Source organism: Caldinitratiruptor microaerophilus, from assembly GCF_025999835.1.
GTDB lineage: Bacteria > Bacillota > Sulfobacillia > Symbiobacteriales > ZC4RG38 > Caldinitratiruptor > Caldinitratiruptor microaerophilus.
Genome location: NZ_AP025628.1, coordinates 264,590 through 284,896, shown reverse-complemented (window position 1 = coordinate 284,896; position 20,307 = coordinate 264,590). Strand labels below are relative to the sequence as shown.

Genomic DNA, 20,307 nt, shown 5'->3' with positions numbered 1-20,307 from the left:
TCTTGCCATGAGATCATAGCCTTGCGCTGATACCAAGTTCATGGGCGACCTCGGCCAACGCTCGCCGCGTGTGCTCGCTCAGCGGAATGCCGTCTCGGCGACGAACCCGCTCAAACCGGGCCTCCAGTTCTCCCGGGAGGAGGATCTCCGCAGACCCGGCCCTCGGGCCACCCTGCAGTCGAGCCCGGAAGTCTCGTAGCGCGTCGGCGCTTGCCGACTGTGGCTGAACCTGCCCCGGGTCGATGGCGAGGAGAAAATGCCCGACCCGGCTTCGTACGCATACCCCCCTTCCACGTCCATACATCTGTTTCAAACGGTTGGCGTAACCCGCCCCAGCAAAGACCCCGGAGAGCAGGTCGACCGCCACCGCCAAACAGTAACCCTTGACCCCGCCGAGTGGGAAAAGGGTGCCCTGCAGGGCTGCGGCAGGGTCTGTGGTCGGCTTCCCTGAGGCATCCAGAGCCCAACCCTGGGGAATCGGCTCCCCTCTGTCCGCCGCGAGGCGGATCTTCCCTCGGGCCACAGTGCTTGTTGCCATGTCCAGTACGATTGGGTCTCCTCCATCGGGGGCAGGAAAAGCGATGGAGAGCGGGTTTGTACCCAGCACCGGCTCCACTCCGCCCCACGCCGCCATGGCTGGAGGTGCGTTCGTGGTGGCGATACCGATCATTCCTTCTCGGGCGGCCATAAGAGTGTAGTAGGACGCCATCCCGAAGTGGTTGGAATTGCGGACGAAGGCAGCCCCGATGCCAAAGCGCCGGGCCTGTTCCAACACCGTCCGCATCGCTTGGCTGGCCACGACGGCCCCCATCCCGCCATCACCGTCTACGGCACAGAGGGCGTGAACACCGCTGACCTTGATCGACGGTCTCGGGTTGATCGCTCCCTCTTGGAGTCGCCTCAGGTAGACCGGTACCCGGGATACGCCATGGGACTCAACCCCCCGCAGGTCCGCAAAGACCAAGTTCTCCGCGACTACGGCGGCGTCGTTCTCCGGTAGACCTGCCGCGGTGAAGAGGACCCTCACATATGCCTGCAACTCGTGGGGTGCGACGTTCATCTGCCCCCAGGCCCCTTTGTCAGGTAGAAATCGACCACATCCTCATAACGAGCGGGTTGCTCCCCCCCAAAATGCTCTCTTCCGCCGGCCGCCCGGCACCACCGCATGCGCTCCAACACGCCCCGAGTCACCAATGGTTCCACCCCCATGGCCTCCATCATGGCCATGGCTTCCTCCACCTCGTGGACCCGGCGGTCAGCGTGGATAGAATTGCCCGTGATGTACCGGTTCGCAGTGTCCAGGAAGGACTGCTGGGAGAGAGTGTGCTGGATCGATTCCAGCACCTTGCGGTCCACCTTCGCCTTGCGAGCCGTCATGGCGCACTCCACCAGAAGGGCTTCTAGCCCCTTGGTGAAGACGGAGCGGCACAGTTTGATAGCCGACGCCTCCCCGGGTCTATCCGAGATCCGCTCGATCTGCATCCCCAAGGACGTCAGGGTGGCATATACCTCGTCCGGGACGCGACCGCTCGCGAGGATGGGAACCTGGTGACCGAGCACCTTAACCGGCCCGATGATGGCCAGGTCCGCAAAGGCGGCCCCCGTAGGCCTGATCAAGTCTGCCATCTCCTGCTTCTTGTCAGGGGCGGAGGCGCTCACGTCCAGGTAGGTATGTCGGGGGCTCAGATAGGGACAGATCTCTCTAGCCGCATCGGCCGCAAACTGGGCCGGTACGGCTGCTAGTAAGATGTCGCAGTCCTCCGCCAGTTGCCTCGGGCTCTCGACGAGTGCGACGCGGACCTCCTCTGCCCGGCGGCGGATCAGTTCCCCGTAGCCGGCCGAGTTCTGCGCCCTGTCGTATGCCAGGATCGGACCGTCGCAACTCTTGCGGAACCCTCTGGAGAACTGGAACCCCACCTCACCGAATCCTAGGAAACCCACAACCAGGTTCCTCAAAGGATCTCCCTCCGCATCTGCAAGGGCCAACCCACAAGGTCCCGAATACTTCCCTCGCCTGTCATCACGGCTGTCTCGATCACATGCGCTCCCTCCTCCCCGATAAGCGGTCCGGTTAGGTTCCGAAACTTCGTGGTAATGTCTTCCGCCCTCAGGGGCCTGTCCGGCATCCCCGCTGGAATCTCCACCCGGCTTTCCGCCGTGGACCCGTCTTTCAACCAAGCCGTCACCCGGGCCGGGCGAATGCGGGGGAAACTGGCCGTCATCTCCGCGTCCTCCGCACACTCCGTGCGAACCGCCAGCTCCATCACGGTCCGATCCTTGAGCCCGGCCAGGATACTCTCGATGGACACTTCCCCTCGGACCAGAGCCAGGGAGACCAGGAAGGGGATGCTGAACTCACCCTGTTGAAAGGTCGTCGGGTGTCGATCCCGCAGGACCGCTCCGGCCCTGTACGTCCTGACCTCCAACCGCTCGACCTCCCCCAGGCGGAGGCCTCGCGCCCGCAGGTCCAGGGCCGCCTCGATCGCTCCGAAGGCGTGGCCGCACGCAGCGTGGAGCTTGAAATAGGTGACGTCCAGTTCCCAGCGCTCGCCCAGCCCGGCGACGATCTCGTCGAGGCGGTACTCGTCCGAGTACGCCTTGCAGAACCCGTTTTCGCCTTCCAGGAACTCTTCGGGGCCTGTGTAACCTTCCTGGACCAACAACGCGGCCATGACTCCCGCGTGTGCGGCATGCCCGGCGTGCAGGTGCTTGGTAGGGGCAAGCCCGCTCAGGAACTGGAAGACGCCGCCCGCCATGGCCCCGGCCACCCCGAGCACCCACTCCATCCGATCCGGGCCGAATCCCAGGAGCTTGCCCGCCCCCACGGCGGCGCCGAAGACTCCCACCGTGCCGGTACTGTGGAAACCCCGATACCGGTGGGACGGGTTGATCGCTCGTCCGATCCTCCCGCCGGCCTCGTAGCCTGCCGCCATCGCTTCCAGTAGTTGCCGGACGGAACTGCCCTGACTCTCGGCGACTGCAAGGCATGCGGGGACGACGGTGGCGCCGGGGTGGTAGCCGGTGGCGTAACGGTGGGAGTCGTCGATGTCCAGAGCATGGGCGGAGACGGCGTTGCAGAGGGCTGCCCAGGGTACCTGGACTTGATCGCCAAACCCGATGACGGTTGCGCTACCCCCCGCCCCCAATCCCCGGACCATGTCCCGGACCATCCGAGGGGATGACGAGTAAGCGGCGCCGGCGTAGGCCGCTCCCAGGGTGTCCAGCAGGGCCAGGCAGGCCTTCGCCCGGACCTGTTCGGGAAGCGTCTCGAACCGAACGTCAGCCAGGTACGAGGCCAGATCCCTGGTGATTCCCACGGCCTTTCCCTCCGGCGACTAGGCGTAGAAGAGTCGGATGATCGCCCAGCTGACGCCCCCGATCAACAACGATGCCGCTAGGCCGAGAAGCATGGGCCGGGGGCCGATGCGTGTGACCGCCTTGAAATCAGTGTTCAACCCGACGGCGGCGAGGGCGGCGACCATCAGAAACTTGCTGAGAAATCTGGCGACAGGTGCAACGGAAGCCGGAATCCACCCGAGGCTGTTCATTGCCGCGGCGACGGCAAACCATAGGACGAACTGGGGGAACTTCCTGAGGGTGGCGGAGAGGGAGAGCTTCTGGTCGCCACCGGCCAGCAGTCCGTAACCCACGATTACCGGCAGCAGCATCGTAGTCCGCGCCATCTTGACCACCGTGGCATATTGGCCTGCCTGCTCGCTGAACGAGTAGGCCGCCGCCAGCACAGAGGACGTATCGTGTATCGCCGTTCCGGTCCAGAGGCCGAACATCCAGTCCGTGAACCCGGAGAGGTGCCCCAGCAGGGGGTAGACCACCACGGCCAGTGTGTTGAAGACGAAGATCGTCGAGATCGCGTAGGCCATCTCCGCGGCAGTCGCCGCGATCACCGGCGTGACGGCGCCGATGGCCGTCGCCCCGCAGATCGCGGTGCCCACCGCGACCAGGTGGGTGACCTTCCCCCCTAGCCCGAAGCTGCGGCCGAGGTAGGGAATGAGAACGAGGCCAGCCAGGATGGTGATCAGGATCAGCGGCGTGGCCAGCGTGCCCGCAGACCAGATCTGGCGGATGGTGAGGGCCGACCCCGACATCACGACGGCCGCCTGCAACAGCGTCTTCTGACCGAACGTCAGTCCGGGCTGGAAGTAAGCGGCGGGAGCCCGGACGAGGCGCAGTGCAATCCCCATGACCAGGGCGAAGATGGGCCCACCGATGACAGGAACGAGGGTACCCATCCAGTATGCAGGAACACCAAGCGAGAGGGCCAACGCAAGTCCCGGTATATAACCGTGTAGTCCCGTTCGAGGTTTGTTTGCTGGTGCGACTACATCGTGCACGATCCGTCACTTCCCGAGTAGGCTTCTGCGAAATCCTGGCTGACGACGGTGTCCCGAACCATACTTGGCGCGCATTTCGAAATCCTACTTCCTTCTAATCGGCTGGTATTCTAAAACCAAAGAGAAAACCCGGGTGGAAGGACGCGCTGTGAGTTCCTTCGACGCTCCCCAACTTTGTTGTGGGACCCAAGTCAAGCTTAGAGGGAATCCGAGTGTGAAATCAAATATATAAATGGTCGACAATAGATATCGGATCGCTTATGGCGGAGCTTGCCCGGGGAGGATTAAAATTGTGAAACTTCGTCAGCTTGAGGTGTTTTGTAAGGTGTTTGAGTGTAGGGGCGTCACCCGTGCGGCGGACGCGCTGTTCATGACACAGCCGGCCGTCAGCCTCCAGATCAGAGCCCTGGAGCGCTCACTCGGGGTGAAGCTTTTCGAGCACCGGGCGGGGTCGATGGTGCCGACACCTGCTGGCGAGATCCTTTACCGTTATGCCAGCGCGATTCGCGATCTGCATACCGTTGCCCAGTCCAGCTTGGAGCAGTATCGCCACGGGTACCACGGCCGCATCCTTCTGGGGGTGGCCACGGGTGTGCTCTATCTGTTACCGCCCTTCCTCAAGCAGTATCGGAAAGCCGTTCCCGGCGTTGAGATCACTCTGCACTCTGCGAATTCGGATCGCGTACGTGAGGACGTCGCCCGGGGAACGCATGACATCGGCCTGGTGTGGGGGCCTGTGGCCGACGACCGGCTGGAGTGCGAGGTGGTGGCTCGAACAGAGTTTTGCGTGATCGTTCCGTGTGACCACGAGCTAGCTGAAACGGACGAAGTGTCCCCCGAGCGCCTGAGCCAGTACCCCTTCGTGCTGGGCGCAGAAGGAACGGCCACACGGAACTTCGTGGAGGCAAAGTTGCGAGAGGCCGGGATCATCCCCCGGGTCGTGGCGGGATTGAGCACCACGGAGGCGATGAAACGGGCGGTGGAGTCCCAGATTGGCCTGACTGTATTGAGCCGCGAGGCGGTCCAGTACGAGATACAGGCCGGAGTGCTCAAACCGATACGGATCAGCGGGGTGTCCATTCACCGCGATGTGGTTCTGGTCCAGGCAAACAGGCGCATCAAGCCTTCGGCGGTGGTACGGTTCGTGAGCGCCGTGCGCTCTCATCCGATGTTTGTCCAGAGCAGGGTGACATAGCATGGCGCCCCAGCCCGGCGCCTGCTCATCTTCCCGCACCGGAGTGCATCCAGGTGGGACGAGGCCCGGTAGCAAATCGGTGTGGGAAAGAGAAGGGGATTCATATATCCTTCTGTTAAAATGAACACTTGCTGTTCACAACTGGGGGGAGCCTCCCTTGCCGGATTACCGCATCGAACGGGACTCCATGGGCGAGATGCGGGTGCCCGCCGGCGCCCTCTACGGGGCGCAGACCGCCCGCGCCCTGGAGAACTTCCCGATCAGCGGCATCACGTTCCCCCGCCGGTTCTACCGCGCGATGGGGCTGATCAAGAAGGCGGCGGCGCTCACGAACCGCGACCTCGGCCTCCTGGACCCCCGCATCGCGGACGCCATCGCCCGGGCCGCCGGCGAGGTGGCGGACGGCCGGCTCGACGAGCACCTGGTCGTCGACATCTTCCAGACCGGGTCCGGCACCTCGACCAACATGAACGTCAACGAGGTCATCGCCAACCGGGCGACGGAGATCCTGGGCGGCGAGCGGGGTTCGAAGCTCGTCCACCCCAACGATCACGTCAACCTCGGCCAGTCGTCAAACGACGTCATCCCGACGGCCATCCGCATCGCCGCCCTGGAGGCCATCGAGGAGGAACTGGCGCCCGCACTGGAGCGGCTGGGGACGGCGCTGCAGGAGAAGGCCCGGGCGTGGGACGGCATCGTGAAGATCGGCCGCACGCACCTGATGGACGCCACGCCGATCCGCCTGGGGCAGGAGTTCAGCGGCTACGCCAGCCAGGTGGACCACGCCCTGCGGCGGCTGCGCATGGCCCGAGCGCACCTCGTCGAGCTGCCGCTGGGCGGAACGGCGGTGGGGACCGGCATCAACACGCACCCGGAGTTCGCCCGGCGGGCCATCGCCCTCCTCGCCGAGTGGACGGGGCTGCCCTTCCGGGAGGCCGAGAACCACTTCGAGGCCCAGGGCTCCCAGGACGCCCTCGTCGAGGCCAGCGCCCTTGTACGCACCGTCGCGGTCGGGATCCTGAAGATCGCCAACGACATCCGCTGGCTGGCGTCCGGCCCCCGCACCGGCATCGGGGAACTCGTCCTGCCGCCGGTCCAGCCGGGTTCCTCCATCATGCCGGGCAAGGTCAACCCCGTCATCGCCGAGTCCCTCATGATGGTCTGCGTGCAGGTGATGGGCAACGACCTCACGGTGAGCCTGGGCGGGCAGCACGGGAACTTCGAGCTGAACGTGATGATGCCCGTGATGGCCCACAACCTGCTCCAGTCCATCACGCTCCTGGCCCGGGCAGTCGACAACTTCACCCGCCGCGCGGTGGCCGGCCTCGAGGCGAACCGCCAGCGGTGCGAGGAGATGGTCGAGCGCAGCCTGGCGATGGTGACGTCCCTGGCACCGGTGATCGGCTACGACCGGGCGGCCGCGCTGGCAAAGAAGGCCCACGAGGAGAACCGGACCATCCGGGAGCTCCTGCTCGCCGAGAAGGTGCTGCCGGCAGACGAGATCGCCCGTCTTCTGGACCCGTGGTCGATGACCGAGCCGGGCCTCGGGAAGGGCGAGGGCGGGGGCTGAGCCCCCGCCCGACCGCTTCCGCTCGCTCCCCCGCGCGCCCGTCACAGCAGCACGCCGATCCGGTGCGCCGCCTCCCGCACCGCCTGGCTGTACCGGACGATGGCGGCCTCGTCGAAGCGCTGCACAGGCCCCGACACCGCCAGCGCCGCGACCAGCTGTCCAGACCGGTCGAAGATGGGGGCAGCGACCGATGCGACGCCCTGCTCCCGCTCCTCGGCGCTCACGGCGTAGCCCTGCTCCCGGACCTTGTCCAGCATCTGCCGGAACGCGATGATGTCGATCCCGTGCTGGCGCTCCAGCGCCTCCAGCAGCCGGCTGCGCTCCGGCTCCGGCGTGAAGGCCAGGAGGACCTTCCCGGAGGCTCCCAGGTGGAGCGGCAGGCGCTGCCCGAGGCCGACCACCCGCCGCACGCCGTGACGCCCCTCGGCCTTCTGCACCCGCACCCGGTCGCCCCGGTCCCGCACGTACAGGCTGACGGTCTCCTCCACCTCGTCCCGGAGGTGCACCATCTCCGGGTACGCCACGGTGGGCAGGTCGCTCTGGGCCAGGTAGGCGCCGGCCAGCTCGAGCGCCTTCAGCCCCAGGTGGTACCGGCCCGTCGCCGGGTCCTGGCGGAGGAAGCCGCGCGCCTCCAGGGTCGACAGGATGCGGTGCGCGGTCGACTTCGCCAGGTTCAGCCGCTCGGCGATCTGCGTCACCCCGAGCCCCCGGCCGTCACCGGAGGCCACCGGGGGCTCCGCGAAGAGGAGGAGCACCGCAAGAGCCCGGTCCACGGCCTGGATCGTGAGTTGCCGGTCCACGGCCACAGCGCACCCTCCTCTCGTGCTTGCCCAGGGTCCATTATAGCACGGTGCCCGGCACGGTGTTCCGTTCTCGCGAACACCGTTCCGGACGGCGCGCGGCCACCGGGCCGGGGGCGCATCCCCGGCCCGGTCCCAAGGCCGCGGCGGAAACCGGCGGCCGGCCCCTCAACCCCGGACCTGCCCGGTGCCACGGATAACGTACTTGTATGTCGTGATCTCCCGCAGGCCCATCGGGCCCCGGGCGTGGAGCTTCTGGGTGCTGATGCCGATCTCCGCGCCGAAACCGAACTCGCCCCCGTCCGTGAACCGGGTCGAGGCGTTCCAGTACACCGCCGCCGCGTCGACCTCCCGGAGGAAGCGCTCCGCCCGGGCGGGGTCCTCCGTGACGATGGCCTCCGAATGGCGCGTGCCGTAGCGGGCGATGTGCTCCAGGGCGGCGTCCAGGCCGTCGACCACCCGCACCGCCAGGATGAGATCCAGGTACTCGGCCGCCCAGTCCTCCTCGGTCGCCGGCTCCGCCCAGGGCACGAGCTCCCGGGTGCGCTCGCAGCCGCGCAGGGTCACGCCCGCCTCGCGCAGGGCCGCGGCGAGCCGGGGCAGCAGGGCCGGGGCGGCGGCGGCATCGACCAGGAGCGTCTCGGCGGCGTTGCAGACCGCGGGGTTCGAGCACTTCGCGTTCACCACGATGGCCTCGGCCATGTCGGGGTCGGCCGCCCCGTCCACGTACACGTGGCAGACGCCGGTGCCGGTCTCGATCACCGGAACCCGGGCTTCCTCCACGACCGCGCGGATGAGCCCGGCCCCGCCCCGCGGGATCAGGACGTCCACGAGGCCTGTCGCCCCCATGAGCGCCCGGGCGCCCTCCCGGCCGCCCCCCACGTACTGCACGGCGTCGGCGGGCAGGCCGGCGGCCTCCAGCCCCCGCCGCAGCGCGGCGACCAGGGCGGCGTTCGTCCGGTCGGCCTCCTTGCCGCCCTTGAGCAGCACGGCGCTGCCCGCCTTCAGGCACAGCACCGCCGCGTCCACCGTGACGTTGGGCCGGGCCTCGTAGATGACCCCGATGACCCCCATCGGCACCCGTACCTTCTCGATCCGCAAGCCGTTCGGCCGCTCCCAGGCCTCGATGACCTCGCCCAGGGGGTCGGGCAGCGCCCGCACCTCTTCCACCCCGCGGACCATGGCCTCGAAGCGCCGGCCCGCCAGACCCAGCCGGTTGACGAGCGGGGCCGGCAGCCCGGCCTCCCGCGCTGCGGCGAGGTCCGCCTCGTTGGCGATCCGGATCTCGCCCTCCGCATCCCGGAGCGCCGCCGCGATCGATTCGAGGGCCCGCTCGCGCTGCGCAGCCGTGGCCACGCTCAGCGCCCGGGCGGCTGCCCGCGCGCGCGCCGCCTGCTCCCGCACCTTCGCCTCCACGCTGCCCACCGTGCTCACCCGCCTCGCCTTCTCGCCGTCCCGTGCGGCCAGCGGAACAGGGTGCCGGGAACCTCGCCCGAGAGGATCTCGGTCAGCACCCCCTGGCGGTGGCCGCTGGCGATGACCATCGGGATGCCCCGCTCCTGGCAGATGGCCGCCGCCTCCAGCTTGGTGCGCATCCCGCCGGTCCCGCCCGGCGTGCCGGCCCCGCCGGCGGCCGACCACAGCTCCTCCGAGAGCTCCTCCACCACCGACAGGACCTCCAGGTCGGGCCGGCTCCGGGGGTCGGCGGGGAAGAGACCGTCCACGTCGCTGAGGATGATGAGGAGATCGGCGTCGACCAGGACGGCCACCCGCGCGGACAGGGTGTCGTTGTCGCCCACGCGGATCTCCTCGCTGGTCACCGTGTCGTTCTCGTTCACGATGGGCAAGACGCGCCACTCGAGCAGGAGCTGCATCGTGGCCCGGGCGTTCGCACGGCGCTCGGGGTGCTCGAGGTCCTCCCGGGTGAGGAGGATCTGGGCGACGGTGACCCCGTACTCCGCGAAGAGCTTCTCGTAGCTGTGCATGAGGAGCCCCTGGCCGACCGCGGCGAACGCCTGCTTCTCCGTCAGGGAGGCCGGCCGCCCCTCGGCGCCGAGCCGGCCGATGCCCGCCCCCACCGCGCCGGAGGTCACGAGGACGGGCTCGAGGCCCGCCGCGTGCAGGTCGGAGAGCTGGCGGACGAGCATCTCCAGCCGGCCCTGGTGCAGCCGTCCGTTCGGGTGGGTGACCAGGGACGTGCCCACCTTGACGACCACCCGGCGGGCGCGGCGCAGTTCCTCAGCGTACACGGCGTTCCCCCCACGTCGAAAGGCCCCCCGTCCCGAAGGACGGGGGGCCGCGGTACCACCTTCATTGCCCGCGCGAGCGGGCCGCTCTCACGCGCACCGGCATGGCCGGAACGCGCCCCCGCTGGTAACGGCCGGGGAGGCCCGGGATGGCTTGGCTACCCACGTCAGAGCGGGCAGCGACGCCTCCGGCTCCGGGGTGGGTTCGGCACCTGCCGGCGACCGGCCTCGCAGCTCCGCCCGAACCCTCTGCAGGCCCGCGCGGCGGCCGGCTCTCTGGGCACCCGCTCGGGCGCCTACTGGTCCCCTTCACCGCCTGTTCCGCCTTGCATGTGCTTGTATGTGGGCATCGTACCAGCCCGGAGCCAGCGGTGTCAAGATCCTGGCAGGCGGCAGGAATGCGGCCCGGCGCGACCGCTCACGCTCCCTGCAGGAGCTGGTCGAGTTCGGCGCCGGACAGGGTCTCGCGCTCGAGCAGCGCGTGGGCGACCCGCTCCAGGCCCTCCCGGTGGCGCTGGAGGAGCTCCTTCGCCCGCTGGTACGCGCCGCCGACCAGCCGGCGGACCGCCGCATCCACATGCGACGCCGTCCGCTCGGAGAAGCCGCGGTCGATGGGCAGACCGAAGAGCGGCACGGGCACGCCCGGGTCGACCATGTGAATCGGACCCACCTCCGGGTCCATGCCCCACTGGGTCACCATGCGGCGGGCCAGCTCCGTGGCCCGCTCCAGGTCGTTCGCTGCACCGGTCGAGACGTCGCCGAGGACGACCTCCTCGGCCGCCCGTCCGGCCAGGATGCCGGTGAGGAAGTCGAGCATCTCCCGCCGGGACTGCAGGTGGCGGTCCTCCTCCTGCCGGAAGAGCGTGTAGCCGCCGGCCCGGCCCCGGGGCACGATCGTGACCTTCTGCACCGGCTCGGAGTGCTCCAACTTGCGGGCGGCCACGGCGTGGCCGGCCTCGTGGAAGGCGACCCGGCGCTTCTCGTCCGGGCTGATCACCCGCTTCTTCTCCGGGCCGCCGGTGACGATCCGCTCGAAGGCCGCCTCGATCTCCTCCGGCCCGATGGCCGGCTTCCGCCGGCGGGCGGTCAGGAGGGCTGCCTCGTTGAGGAGGTTGGCCAGGTCGGCGCCCGTGAAGCCCACGGTGAGCGCCGCCACCTGGGCCAGGTCGACCCCGGGCGCCAGCCGCTTGTTGCGGGCGTGGATCTTGAGGATCTCCTCCCGGCCGCGGCGGTCCGGGGGGTCGACGTGGATGATGCGGTCGAAGCGGCCCGGGCGCAGGAGCGCGGGGTCGAGGACGTCGATGCGGTTGGTGGCCGCCATGACGATGATCCCCTCGGCCGGGCCGAACCCGTCCATCTCGACCAGCAGCTGGTTGAGCGTCTGCTCCCGCTCGTCGTTCGCCCCGCCGAGGCCCACGCCGCGGTGGCGCCCGACGGCGTCGATCTCGTCGACGAAGATGATGCACGGCGCGTTCTGGCGGGCCCGCTGGAACAGGTCGCGGACCCGCGCGGCCCCGACGCCGGCGAAGAGCTCGACGAACTCGGAGCCCGACACGGAGAAGAAGGGCACGCCCGCCTCGCCGGCCACCGCCCGCGCCAGCAGGGTCTTCCCGGTGCCCGGCGGGCCCTCGAGGAGGACCCCCCGGGGGATGCGGGCGCCCATCTCGAGGTAGCGGTCGGGCGCCTTCAGGAAGTCGATGATCTCGGCCAGGTCCTCCTTCGCCTCGGGGACCCCGGCCACGTCCTTCATCGTGACGTTGTTCTCCTCCCGGCGGTAGAGCCGGGCCCGGGAGCGGCTGAACTGGAAGATCTGGCCCCCCGGACTGGCCTGGCGGGTCATCAGCCAGAAGAAGGCGATGAGGAGCGCTGTCGGGATGAGCCCGGACACCAGCCCCGCCCACCAGGGCCGCCGGGGCGGCCGGGCGTACTCGACCGGGACGCCCTGCGCCTCCAGCCTGTCGAGCACGTAGTTCACGTCGAGGACGTGGACCTGCACCCGCTGCCCGTCCTGCCGCTCGGCGGTGACCGTCTCGCCGGCGATCTGCGCCGCCCGGATCCGGCCGGCGTCCACGTCCTTGAGGAACTGGCTGTACGACACCTCGGTCGCGCCGGGGTCGACGGCGTAGAGGGCAGGACCGGCGAACATGAGGAGAAGGAGCCCGATCATGAAGGCGAGGGCCATCGCACGGCCACCCGGAGCCACCGGACTCTCCCCCCCTTGACCTTCGGTGATCCCATTCTAACCGATGGGGCAATCGCCTGTCACCGGCACGGCGACGCCGCCCCCGCACGGGGGGGCGGCGTCGCGGCGTCGTATGTTCTGGAACCCTCGGGTGGACGGCCTGTTCAGGACTTCCGGCCACCCTCGGCAGCCCACTGCTCGAGCATCTCGGTCGTGACCGACTTCGGACGCTCGATGGGATAGCCGAGCGCACGGTCCCAGGTGATGTTCGCCATGGTGCCCAGGGCGCGGCCCACGCCGAAGAGCACGGTGTAGAAGTCCCACTCGCGCACGCCGTAGTGCCACTGGATCACGCCGGACTGGGCATCGACGTTCGGCCAGGGGTTCTTCGCCTTGCCATGCTCCATGAGGATGCCCGGGGCCACCTCGTAGATCAGGCTGACCAGCTTGAAGAGCGGGTCGTCCGGCATGTGCTTGAGGCAGAACTCGCGCTGCGCCGTGTAACGCGGGTCCGTCTTGCGGAGCACGGCGTGGCCGTAACCCGGGATGACCTGACCGGCGTTGAGGGTGTCCCACAGCGCCTTGCTGACGTTCTCCTTGTTCGGCTCGGCACCGCCAAGCTTCTTCTGGAACTCCATGATCCAGGACAGCACTTCCTGGTTGGCGAGGCCGTGGAGCGGGCCGGCAAGACCGTTCAGGCCGGCGGAGTAGGCGTAGTACGCATCCGACAGCGCCGAGGCGACCAGGTGGGTGGTGTGGGCGGAAACGTTGCCGGACTCGTGGTCGGAGTGGAGGATGAAATACATGCGGGAGACGTCGTCGTAGGGCTTGGGGATCCCCATCATGTGGGCGAAGTTGGCGCCCATGTCGAGGTTCGGGTCGATGGGGATGTGTTGATCGTTCTTGTACTTGTACCGGTAGATGAACGCAGCGATGATGGGGATGCGGGCGACGAGGTCAAAGGCGTCCTCGTACATGTACTCCCACGCCTGCAGCTTGTTGTATCTGCCGGAGTGGTAGTACGCCGTGAACTTGGACTCCCGCTGCATCGACAGGACGCCGGCCGAGAGCATGACCATCGGGTGGCTGTCCTTGGGCAGGGCCCGGATCACGTCGAACACGTAGGAGGGCACGTTCTGGCGCTGCTTCCACTCGGCCATGACCTCCTCGACCTGCGCCTGGGTCGGGATGTCGCCGGTGAGCAGGAAGTACCAGAACGCCTCGACGGTCGGGTACTCGGAGCCGCGGGCCTTGGGCAGCTCCGCGAAGACTTCGGGGATCGTCTTGCCGCGGAACCGGATTCCCTCGTAGGGGTCCAGGTAGGAGATGTCGGTGACCAGGCACCGGACGTCACGGGCACCGCCGATCGCCTGCTCGATGGTGACCTGGTCGATGACGACCTTGCCGAACTCCTTCAGCAGCCGGGTGGTGCGGGGGCGCCACGCTTCGATCTTCTGTTTCAGGGTCTCCTTGAGGCTCGACGTGACCGTCTCTTTCACCGTCGACATGATGGAGCCTCCCTTCCGGAAGCGAGCTGACCCGGCAGACCATGAGCGGCCTACTTCAGGACGTTCTCCTTGACGAACGCGATGGTCCTGGCCACGCCCTCCGCGCTCTTGTCGAGGGCCGCCTTCTCCTCCGGCGTCAGGTCGACCTCGATGACCGACTCCAGTCCGTCGCCGCCGATGATGGTCGGGACGCCCATGTAGATGTCCCGATAGCCGTACTCGCCGTCGAGGTACGCGATCGCCGGCAGGATGCGCCGGCGGTTCTTGAGGACGGCCTCCGCCATTTCGACCAGCGAGGCGCCCGGCGCGTACCCGGCGCTGGTCCCCATGAGGTTGACGATCTCCCCGCCGCCCTTGCGGGTGCGCTCCACGATCCGGTCGATGGTCTCCTTCGGCAGCAGCTTCGCGACCGGGATGCCGCCCGCGTAGGTGTAGCGGACCAGCGGCACCATGTCGTCCCCGTGGCCGCCCAGGACGAAGGCGGTGATGTCGGAAACGGACACCCGCAGCTCGTGCGCCAGGAAGGTGCGGTACCGGGCCGTGTCGAGCACGCCGGACTGGCCGAAGACGCGGTTCTTGGGGAAGCCGGAGACCCGGTAGGCGACGTAGGTCATGCTGTCGACCGGGTTGGTCAGCACGATGATGAACGCGTTCGGGGAATACTTCACCACCTGCTCGGTGACCGACTTCACGATGCCGGCGTTGGTGCTGATGAGGTCCTCGCGGCTCATCCCCGGCTTGCGGGGAACGCCGGCGGTGATGATCACGAGGTCGGAACCCGCGGTGTCCGCGTAGTCCGCCGTCCCGGTGATGGTCACGTCGGTGTTCAGGATCGGCGTGGACTCCACCAGGTCGAGCGCCACGCCCTTGGCGTAGTTCTCCCGCTGCGGGATGTCCAGCAGCACGATGTCGCCGAGACCCTTCGCCGCCGCGAACACGGCGGTGCTGGCTCCGGTGAAGCCGGCGCCGATGACGCTGATCTTGGGACGCCTCACGGCCATGGCTCAGGCCCCCTGCTACGAAGTTGTTGGGGTGAAGAAGGGCCCGCCGCCGGATGCCGCGGGCCCCTCGAGAAGGGGCGCGACGCCCCTTTCTCAGCCGTCCATGTTCTTGATGATCAGCTGCCCGAACTCCGAGCACTTGACCTCGGTGGCGCCCTCCATGAGCCGGGCGAAGTCGTACGTCACGGTCTTGTTCGCGATCGTCCGCTCGATGCCCTTGATGATGAGGTCGGCCGCCTCGTCCCAGCCCATGTACCGGAACATCATCTCGCCGGAGAGGATGACCGAGCTGGGGTTGACCTTGTCAAGGCCGGCGTATTTCGGCGCGGTGCCGTGGGTCGCCTCGAACAGGCCGTACCCGTCGCTGTACGAGATGTTGGCCCCGGGCGCGATCCCGATGCCGCCCACGTGCGCCGCCACGGCGTCCGACAGGTAGTCGCCGTTCAGGTTCAGGGTGGCGATCACGTCGAACTCGGTGGGGCGGAGGAGCAGCTGCTGGAAGGTGATGTCGGCGATCCGGTCCTTGATCACGATCTTGCCGGCCGGCTGCTGCCCGCCGTACTTGTCCCAGAGCTCCTCCTCGGTGATGGTGACGTCGCCGAACTCCTGCCGGGCGACCTCGTAGCCCCACTCCCGGAAGGCGCCCTCGGTGAACTTCATGATGTTGCCTTTGTGCACCAGCGTCACGCTCTTGCGGCCGTAACGCAGGGCGTACTCGATCGCCGCGCGCACGAGCCGCTTGGTGCCGAACTCGGAGACCGGCTTGATGCCGATTCCGCTCCCCGGGCGGATCTCCTTGCCGAGCTCCTTGACGAGCTCGATCACCCGGTTGGCCTCGGGGCTGCCGGCCTTCCACTCGATCCCCATGTAGATGTCCTCGGAATTCTCCCGGAAGATCACGACGTCCGTCTTCCAGGGCTCCCGGAGCGGGGACGGTACGCCGGGGAACCAGCGCACGGGCCGCACACAGGCGTAGAGGTCCAGGAGTTGCCGGAGCGCCACGTTCAGGGAACGGATCCCGCCGCCGACGGGTGTGGTGAGCGGGCCCTTGATCCCGACCCGGTACTCGCGCATCGCGGTGAGCGTATCCTCGATCAGCCACTCGCCGAACTTGTTCAGGCACTTCTCCCCGGCGTACACTTCGAACCAGACGATCTTGCGCCGGCCGCCGTACGCCTTCTCCACCGCGGCGTCCAGAACGGGCTGCGCCGCCCGCCAGATGTCCGGGCCGGTGCCGTCGCCCTCGATGAACGGGATGATCGGATGATCGGGTACCTGCAGCTTGCCGCCCTCGAAGCGGATCGGCTCACCCTGAGCGGGCGGGGTCAGTTTCTGGAACCTGGCCACTCCTTCCAGCACCTCTTCCTGTGTCGAATTGCCGTGGTGGGACGGAACGCCCCCGGGGCGGGACAGTTTCGGAACCGCGTTCCAAAATCGCGGCCGGAATAGACAGAAACATCCACACACCCGGTGGCTTTCGTACCAATCCCCTCGTTATAGTAGCAAGTTGCACGGTGCGGTACCAGTCCCCTTTCGGGCACACGTGTTGGAAAAAGGTGCTCCCCGACGCATAGACCCGCCGTAGACCCCGGGGGGTATACAGCCTCCGGCAGGGAACCGGGGCGCCCGGCGCGGAATACGAAAGCTACCAACACCTTCAGGGAGACACGTTCAGGGAGAGATGGGCATGCGGGTGGTCATCGCCCCCGACTCCTTCAAGGGCAGCCTGAGCGCGATCGCGGCCGCGGAGGCGATGGCCGCCGGAGTCCGCCGCGTGTTCCCCGAGGCGGAAACGGTGCTGACCCCCCTCGCCGACGGGGGAGAGGGGACGGTCGACGCCATCCTGGCCGCGACCGGGGGCGAGCGGATCCGGGTCACCGTCACCGGACCGCTGGGAGACCCGGTGGACGCCTTCTTCGGCATCGTCGGCGGGGGGCGCACGGCGGTGATCGAGATGGCGGCCGCCTCCGGCCTGACCCTGGTGCCGCCGGAGCGCCGCGACCCGCGGCGGACCACCACCCGAGGTACCGGGGAACTCATCCGGGCCGCCCTGGACCGGGGCTGCCGGGAGATCGTCCTCGGGATCGGCGGCAGCGCCACCAACGACGGCGGAGCGGGCATGGCCCAGGCGCTCGGGGCCCGCCTCCTCGACCGCGCCGGGCGCGAGATCGGGCCCGGCGGGGCCGAGCTCGCCCGCCTGGAGCGGATCGACGTCTCCGGCCTGGACCCCCGGCTGCGGGACGTGCGGATCCGGGTCGCCTGCGACGTCGACAACCCGCTCACCGGCCCCCGGGGCGCCTCGGCGGTGTATGGACCCCAGAAGGGCGCCACGCCGGAGATGATCGCCGAGCTCGACGCCGCCCTCGGCCGCTGGGGCGAGATCCTCGCCCGGGACCTGGGTCGCGAGGTGAGCGGCGTGCCGGGAGCGGGCGCGGCAGGCGGGCTCGGTGCCGGGCTCCTGGCCGTCGCAGGCGCCCGGCTCGAGCGGGGGATCGACCTCGTCATGGACACGGTGGGCTTCGAACGGCGCCTGGAGGATGCCTGGCTCGTCCTGACCGGCGAGGGCCGGACCGACGCGCAGACCCTGCACGGGAAGGTGCCCCTCGGCGTCGCGCGCGCGGCGGTGCGCCGCGGCGTGCCGGTGGTCGTGATCTCCGGGAGCCTGGGCCCCGGCGCCGAGGCCCTCCTGGACCGCGGGGTGAGCGCCCTCCTGAGCATCGTCCCGGGCCCGATCCCCGAGGCGGAGGCGATGGCCCGGGCCGCCGAGTTCGTGACCGAGGCGACCGCCAGGGCCCTCCGGCTCGTCCGGCTGGGCGCCGACCTCACCAGCCGGGCGGCGCACCCCTGGCGGCCAGCGCCCCGCCCGTGACGCCCGTGCCGGCGATCGGGGCCCGGGCCCACGGATTCCCCTGCCAGCCGCCCGCGGCGCCGGCGCTCCCCGGGCCGGTGTTCCCCGCGGCCGGCGGCGCGAACCCGCCCTCCGGCCATGGCATCCGGGGCATGTTCAGGGGCAGCGGCGGCATCGGCGGCGGGCCCGCGGGGAACCACGGGAGTCTCGGGGGAAGGAAGGGCGGAGCCTGAATCCGGATCCGGTGCACGTGGTTCCCTCCTCGGCGGGTGGATGTACGGGCCGGCCGGGGCACAGCACCCCGGCCGGAGGCCGCAGGGCCGGGATCAGATGAACGGGAAGGGCGTCGTCGCCACCGTGGTGGCGGGTATCGCCGCCGCGCTCGTGCCGGCGATGGTCGCCGGGAACCCGAACGGGAACCCGAACGGGAACGCGAAGGGGAAACCCGCGGGGAACCCAAAGAGGAACGCAAAGGGGAACGTGAACGGGAAGCCGAAGGGCACCAAGCTCACCTCCCCGGCGTCCTTCTCGGTTGCAGGGTATGAGAATCCGCCGTTGTCCGCCACCGGTTCCGATGGGCGTGACCGCGGCCGCCACCCCGGCATAACGTGCTCCGGGGGGTGGCAGCCCTGGAGCTCAAGACCCGCGTGGCCGCGGGCTACAGCCAGACCGCGCTCGAGTACGACGCCGTCGCCGGGCACGCCTACCTGATGGGGCTGAGGCGCCTGTTGCCGCTGGTGCGGGTACCGCCGCAGCCCGCCATCCTCGACGTCGGTTCGGGGACCGGGATCAACCTGCTCGAACTGGCGCGCGTGTTCGGACCATGCCGGCTCCTGGTGGGCATCGACCTGTCCCCCGGCATGGTAGCCGTGGCCGGCGCCAAGGCGGGGATGGCCGGCGTCGTGGCCGTCCTGCAGGAAGGGGACGCCGAGGACATCCCGTACCCCGACGGCACCTTCGACCTCGTCGTGGCGAACAGCATGTACCACTGGGTCCGGGACCGCCCCCGGGCTGCGCGCGAGTTCGCCCGGGTGCTGCGCGCGGGGGGCCAGCTGGTGCTGGCCTGCGCGACGGCCCCGGGCTTCGGCGAGTGGCGGGCCCTTCTCCAGTCGGTCCTGACCCACCTCCTGGGCCCTCATGCCCCGGAAGCGTTCCCCGACCTGCCCAGCGCCCAGGAGGTGGCCTGCAGCCTCCAGGCGGCCGGGTTCGCCCTGCCGTTCTTCCGCCCGATCGCGGAGCGAGTATACGTCTACGACCCCGAGCGCTTCGTCCGGCTCATGGCCACGGTTGCCCCGAACTGGGCGGCGGGCCTCTCCCCCGAAACCCGGCGGGCCGTCGAGGCCGAGGCAGCACGGGCCATGCGCCGGGCCGCGCCGGAGGGCTTCACGGTGACCTGGACGGCGGTGGAGACCGTCGGGACCAAGGTCGCGGGCTAGAGCCCGCCGCCTTTCAGCAGCTTGTCCATCACGGCCAGCAGCTCCTGAACGGCCGCCTCGCCGTCCCCCCGCCGCAGCGCCGCCGCGACGCAGCCGCGGGTGTGGCTCTCCAGCAGCAGGAAGGCCACGCGGTTCAGGGCCGCCCGCACCGCCGCCAGCTGCACGAGGATGTCGACGCAGTACCGGTCCTCCTCGACCATCCGCTGGAGGCCCCGGACCTGACCCTCGATCTTGCGCAGGCGCTCGAGGAGGTCCGCCTTGTCGCGCAGGCCGATGCCTTCGGTGCGCAGGATCACCGGTAGGGATTGCAGCGACTCCTGCTCATCTGCCACCACCATCACCTCCTCGGAGCGGCTGCCAAGCGCTCCAGATCACCGTGCCGGCCCCGACGGCCGTGAGCACCAGGGCGACGGCCCGGGCGGCGGGTTCCAGGGCCTCATCCGGCAGGTACGGGTGGGTGTGGAGCGCCCAGTAGTCGACGTAGTCCTGGAAGAGAAGCCATCCGAGCGCCGCCAGCGCAGCGCCGCGCGCCGGCCGGTGTAGCCGGAGGAACACGAGGGCCTGCGCCCACATGCCCAGGTGCGAAAGCGACAGGTAGACGTCGGGCGGCGTCCACGTACCGGACGCGATGGCGTGGAGCGGGAGCACGACGGCCGTCCAGAGCCCGTACTTGATGTTGGACGCCAGCGCCACGGCCAGGAGTGTGCCCCAGGCCCCCCGGACCCGGACCGGCTGCCCCGGTCGGGCGCCGGGGACCGCGCGCGCCAGCAGGGCGGCGAGGAAGACGGTCAGCAGCAGGGTCGACCCCGGGCTGTCCGGTACCACCAGCCAGTACCGCGCCGGCGTCGAGGCGAGCTGATCGCGGTACCACCAGAAGCCGTACGCCGACCCCACGGCGTTGATCCCGAAGAGGGTCCACCACCACCGCCGATCCGTCGCGACCGCATCGAGGAAGACCGCCGTGCGGGGAACCACAACGTTGTTCATGGTGGATTCACTTCGGGAATGGGGTGCCCGATTCCTCGTCCCGGCCACCCGGCATCGCCGGCACGGGCGGAGCGCCCGGACAGGCGAGCAGGACAGGCGGGCACACTACCCTACTGTAGTATGCGGCTTCCGGGGTCCCGGCGTGGCGAACCGCGTGCCCGAGTGCCGCCTGCCCCGGGCGT

At 69.1% G+C, this 20,307-nt stretch carries 19 protein-coding genes; 4 read left to right on the top strand and 15 right to left on the bottom strand.

Going from position 1 to position 20,307, the window contains the following annotated elements; all coding sequences use genetic code 11:
- Positions 1-13: 13 nt before the first annotated feature.
- Genes caldi_RS01375 through caldi_RS01360 form a run of 4 tightly spaced genes read right to left on the bottom strand, consistent with a single transcriptional unit; the run spans position 14 to position 4,283 of the window.
- A complete protein-coding gene (locus caldi_RS01375) occupies positions 14-1,060 on the bottom strand; it encodes an Ldh family oxidoreductase (RefSeq protein WP_264843295.1) in 1,047 nt (348 codons plus the stop codon).
- Entirely contained in the window at positions 1,057-1,956 is a 900-nt protein-coding gene (locus caldi_RS01370) for an NAD(P)-dependent oxidoreductase (protein WP_264843294.1), read from the bottom strand. Before caldi_RS01370 ends, caldi_RS01375 begins: the two co-directional genes overlap by 4 nt.
- Positions 1,953-3,317 (bottom strand): MmgE/PrpD family protein, encoded by a 1,365-nt coding sequence (locus caldi_RS01365; RefSeq protein ID WP_264843293.1) that lies wholly within the window; start codon positions 3,315-3,317, stop codon positions 1,953-1,955. The genes caldi_RS01370 and caldi_RS01365 overlap by 4 nt, the downstream gene beginning before the upstream one ends.
- An 18-nt stretch (positions 3,318-3,335) precedes the next feature.
- A complete protein-coding gene (locus caldi_RS01360; RefSeq protein WP_264843291.1) occupies positions 3,336-4,283 on the bottom strand; it encodes a YeiH family protein in 948 nt (315 codons plus the stop codon).
- A gap of 361 nt (positions 4,284-4,644) precedes the next feature.
- On the opposite strand from caldi_RS01360, the gene caldi_RS01355 reads away from it, so the two are divergent.
- Together caldi_RS01355 and caldi_RS01350 are read left to right on the top strand one after the other, a co-directional pair.
- Entirely contained in the window at positions 4,645-5,547 is a 903-nt protein-coding gene (locus caldi_RS01355) for a LysR family transcriptional regulator (protein ID WP_264843290.1), read from the top strand.
- A gap of 157 nt (positions 5,548-5,704) precedes the next feature.
- Positions 5,705-7,117, top strand: a complete 1,413-nt coding sequence (locus tag caldi_RS01350; protein WP_264843289.1) for a class II fumarate hydratase — start codon at positions 5,705-5,707, stop codon at positions 7,115-7,117.
- Positions 7,118-7,158: 41 nt separating this feature from the next.
- Here the strand turns inward: caldi_RS01350 and caldi_RS01345 are convergent, their stop codons facing one another.
- The 7 genes from caldi_RS01345 to icd form a co-directional block, all read right to left on the bottom strand.
- A complete protein-coding gene (locus caldi_RS01345) occupies positions 7,159-7,923 on the bottom strand; it encodes an IclR family transcriptional regulator (RefSeq protein ID WP_264843288.1) in 765 nt (254 codons plus the stop codon).
- A gap of 162 nt (positions 7,924-8,085) precedes the next feature.
- Positions 8,086-9,351: a glutamate-5-semialdehyde dehydrogenase gene (locus caldi_RS01340; RefSeq protein ID WP_264843286.1), complete on the bottom strand. Its 1,266-nt coding sequence runs from the start codon at positions 9,349-9,351 to the stop codon at positions 8,086-8,088.
- Positions 9,348-10,166 carry a glutamate 5-kinase gene (gene proB / locus caldi_RS01335; protein ID WP_264843285.1) on the bottom strand — a complete coding sequence of 273 codons (819 nt, stop codon included), beginning with the start codon at positions 10,164-10,166 and terminating at the stop codon, positions 9,348-9,350. Before proB ends, caldi_RS01340 begins: the two co-directional genes overlap by 4 nt.
- Positions 10,167-10,581: 415 nt before the next feature.
- Positions 10,582-12,345 carry an ATP-dependent zinc metalloprotease FtsH gene (gene ftsH, locus caldi_RS01330; RefSeq protein ID WP_264843284.1) on the bottom strand — a complete coding sequence of 588 codons (1,764 nt, stop codon included), beginning with the start codon at positions 12,343-12,345 and terminating at the stop codon, positions 10,582-10,584.
- 164 nt (positions 12,346-12,509) lie between these two features.
- Positions 12,510-13,853 carry a citrate (Si)-synthase gene (locus tag caldi_RS01325; RefSeq protein ID WP_264843283.1) on the bottom strand — a complete coding sequence of 448 codons (1,344 nt, stop codon included), beginning with the start codon at positions 13,851-13,853 and terminating at the stop codon, positions 12,510-12,512.
- Between the two features lie 50 nt (positions 13,854-13,903).
- On the bottom strand, positions 13,904-14,848 hold the full coding sequence (mdh, locus tag caldi_RS01320; protein ID WP_264844708.1) for a malate dehydrogenase: 945 nt from the start codon (positions 14,846-14,848) through the stop codon (positions 13,904-13,906).
- Between the two features lie 99 nt (positions 14,849-14,947).
- The gene (gene icd, locus caldi_RS01315; protein WP_264843282.1) at positions 14,948-16,201 is read right to left on the bottom strand and encodes an isocitrate dehydrogenase (NADP(+)); all 1,254 of its coding nucleotides are present in this window, start codon (positions 16,199-16,201) and stop codon (positions 14,948-14,950) included.
- 340 nt (positions 16,202-16,541) lie between these two features.
- Here icd and caldi_RS01310 point away from each other — a divergent pair, with 340 nt between their 5' ends.
- Positions 16,542-17,723: a glycerate kinase gene (locus tag caldi_RS01310; protein WP_264843281.1), complete on the top strand. Its 1,182-nt coding sequence runs from the start codon at positions 16,542-16,544 to the stop codon at positions 17,721-17,723.
- On the opposite strand, the gene caldi_RS01305 is transcribed toward caldi_RS01310, so the two are convergent.
- Together caldi_RS01305 and caldi_RS01300 are read right to left on the bottom strand one after the other, a co-directional pair.
- Positions 17,677-17,952: a hypothetical protein gene (locus caldi_RS01305; protein ID WP_264843280.1), complete on the bottom strand. Its 276-nt coding sequence runs from the start codon at positions 17,950-17,952 to the stop codon at positions 17,677-17,679. The two genes, caldi_RS01310 and caldi_RS01305, sit on opposite strands and share 47 nt — an antisense overlap.
- 76 nt (positions 17,953-18,028) lie before the next feature.
- A complete protein-coding gene (locus caldi_RS01300) occupies positions 18,029-18,214 on the bottom strand; it encodes a hypothetical protein (protein WP_264843279.1) in 186 nt (61 codons plus the stop codon).
- A 108-nt stretch (positions 18,215-18,322) separates the two neighbouring features.
- Here caldi_RS01300 and caldi_RS01295 point away from each other — a divergent pair, with 108 nt between their 5' ends.
- Positions 18,323-19,138, top strand: coding sequence for a class I SAM-dependent methyltransferase (locus caldi_RS01295; RefSeq protein WP_264843277.1), 816 nt, complete (start codon positions 18,323-18,325; stop codon positions 19,136-19,138).
- Here caldi_RS01295 and caldi_RS01290 read toward each other — a convergent pair.
- Both caldi_RS01290 and caldi_RS01285 read right to left on the bottom strand, forming a co-directional pair.
- Positions 19,135-19,470, bottom strand: a complete 336-nt coding sequence (locus caldi_RS01290; protein WP_319951785.1) for a metal-sensitive transcriptional regulator — start codon at positions 19,468-19,470, stop codon at positions 19,135-19,137. The genes caldi_RS01295 and caldi_RS01290 overlap by 4 nt on opposite strands.
- Positions 19,460-20,125, bottom strand: coding sequence for a DUF1405 domain-containing protein (locus caldi_RS01285; RefSeq protein ID WP_264843276.1), 666 nt, complete (start codon positions 20,123-20,125; stop codon positions 19,460-19,462). Before caldi_RS01285 ends, caldi_RS01290 begins: the two co-directional genes overlap by 11 nt.
- Positions 20,126-20,307 lie beyond the last annotated feature (182 nt).

Coding starts and splice junctions, on each gene's coding strand:
- ftsH (WP_264843284.1), bottom strand. CDS start 12,345: ATGGCCCTCGCCTTCATGATCGGGCTCCTTCTCCTCATGTTCGCCGGT.
- caldi_RS01310 (WP_264843281.1), top strand. CDS start 16,542: ATGCGGGTGGTCATCGCCCCCGACTCCTTCAAGGGCAGCCTGAGCGCG.
- caldi_RS01285 (WP_264843276.1), bottom strand. CDS start 20,125: ATGAACAACGTTGTGGTTCCCCGCACGGCGGTCTTCCTCGATGCGGTC.
- caldi_RS01325 (WP_264843283.1), bottom strand. CDS start 13,853: ATGTCGACGGTGAAAGAGACGGTCACGTCGAGCCTCAAGGAGACCCTG.
- caldi_RS01375 (WP_264843295.1), bottom strand. CDS start 1,060: ATGAACGTCGCACCCCACGAGTTGCAGGCATATGTGAGGGTCCTCTTC.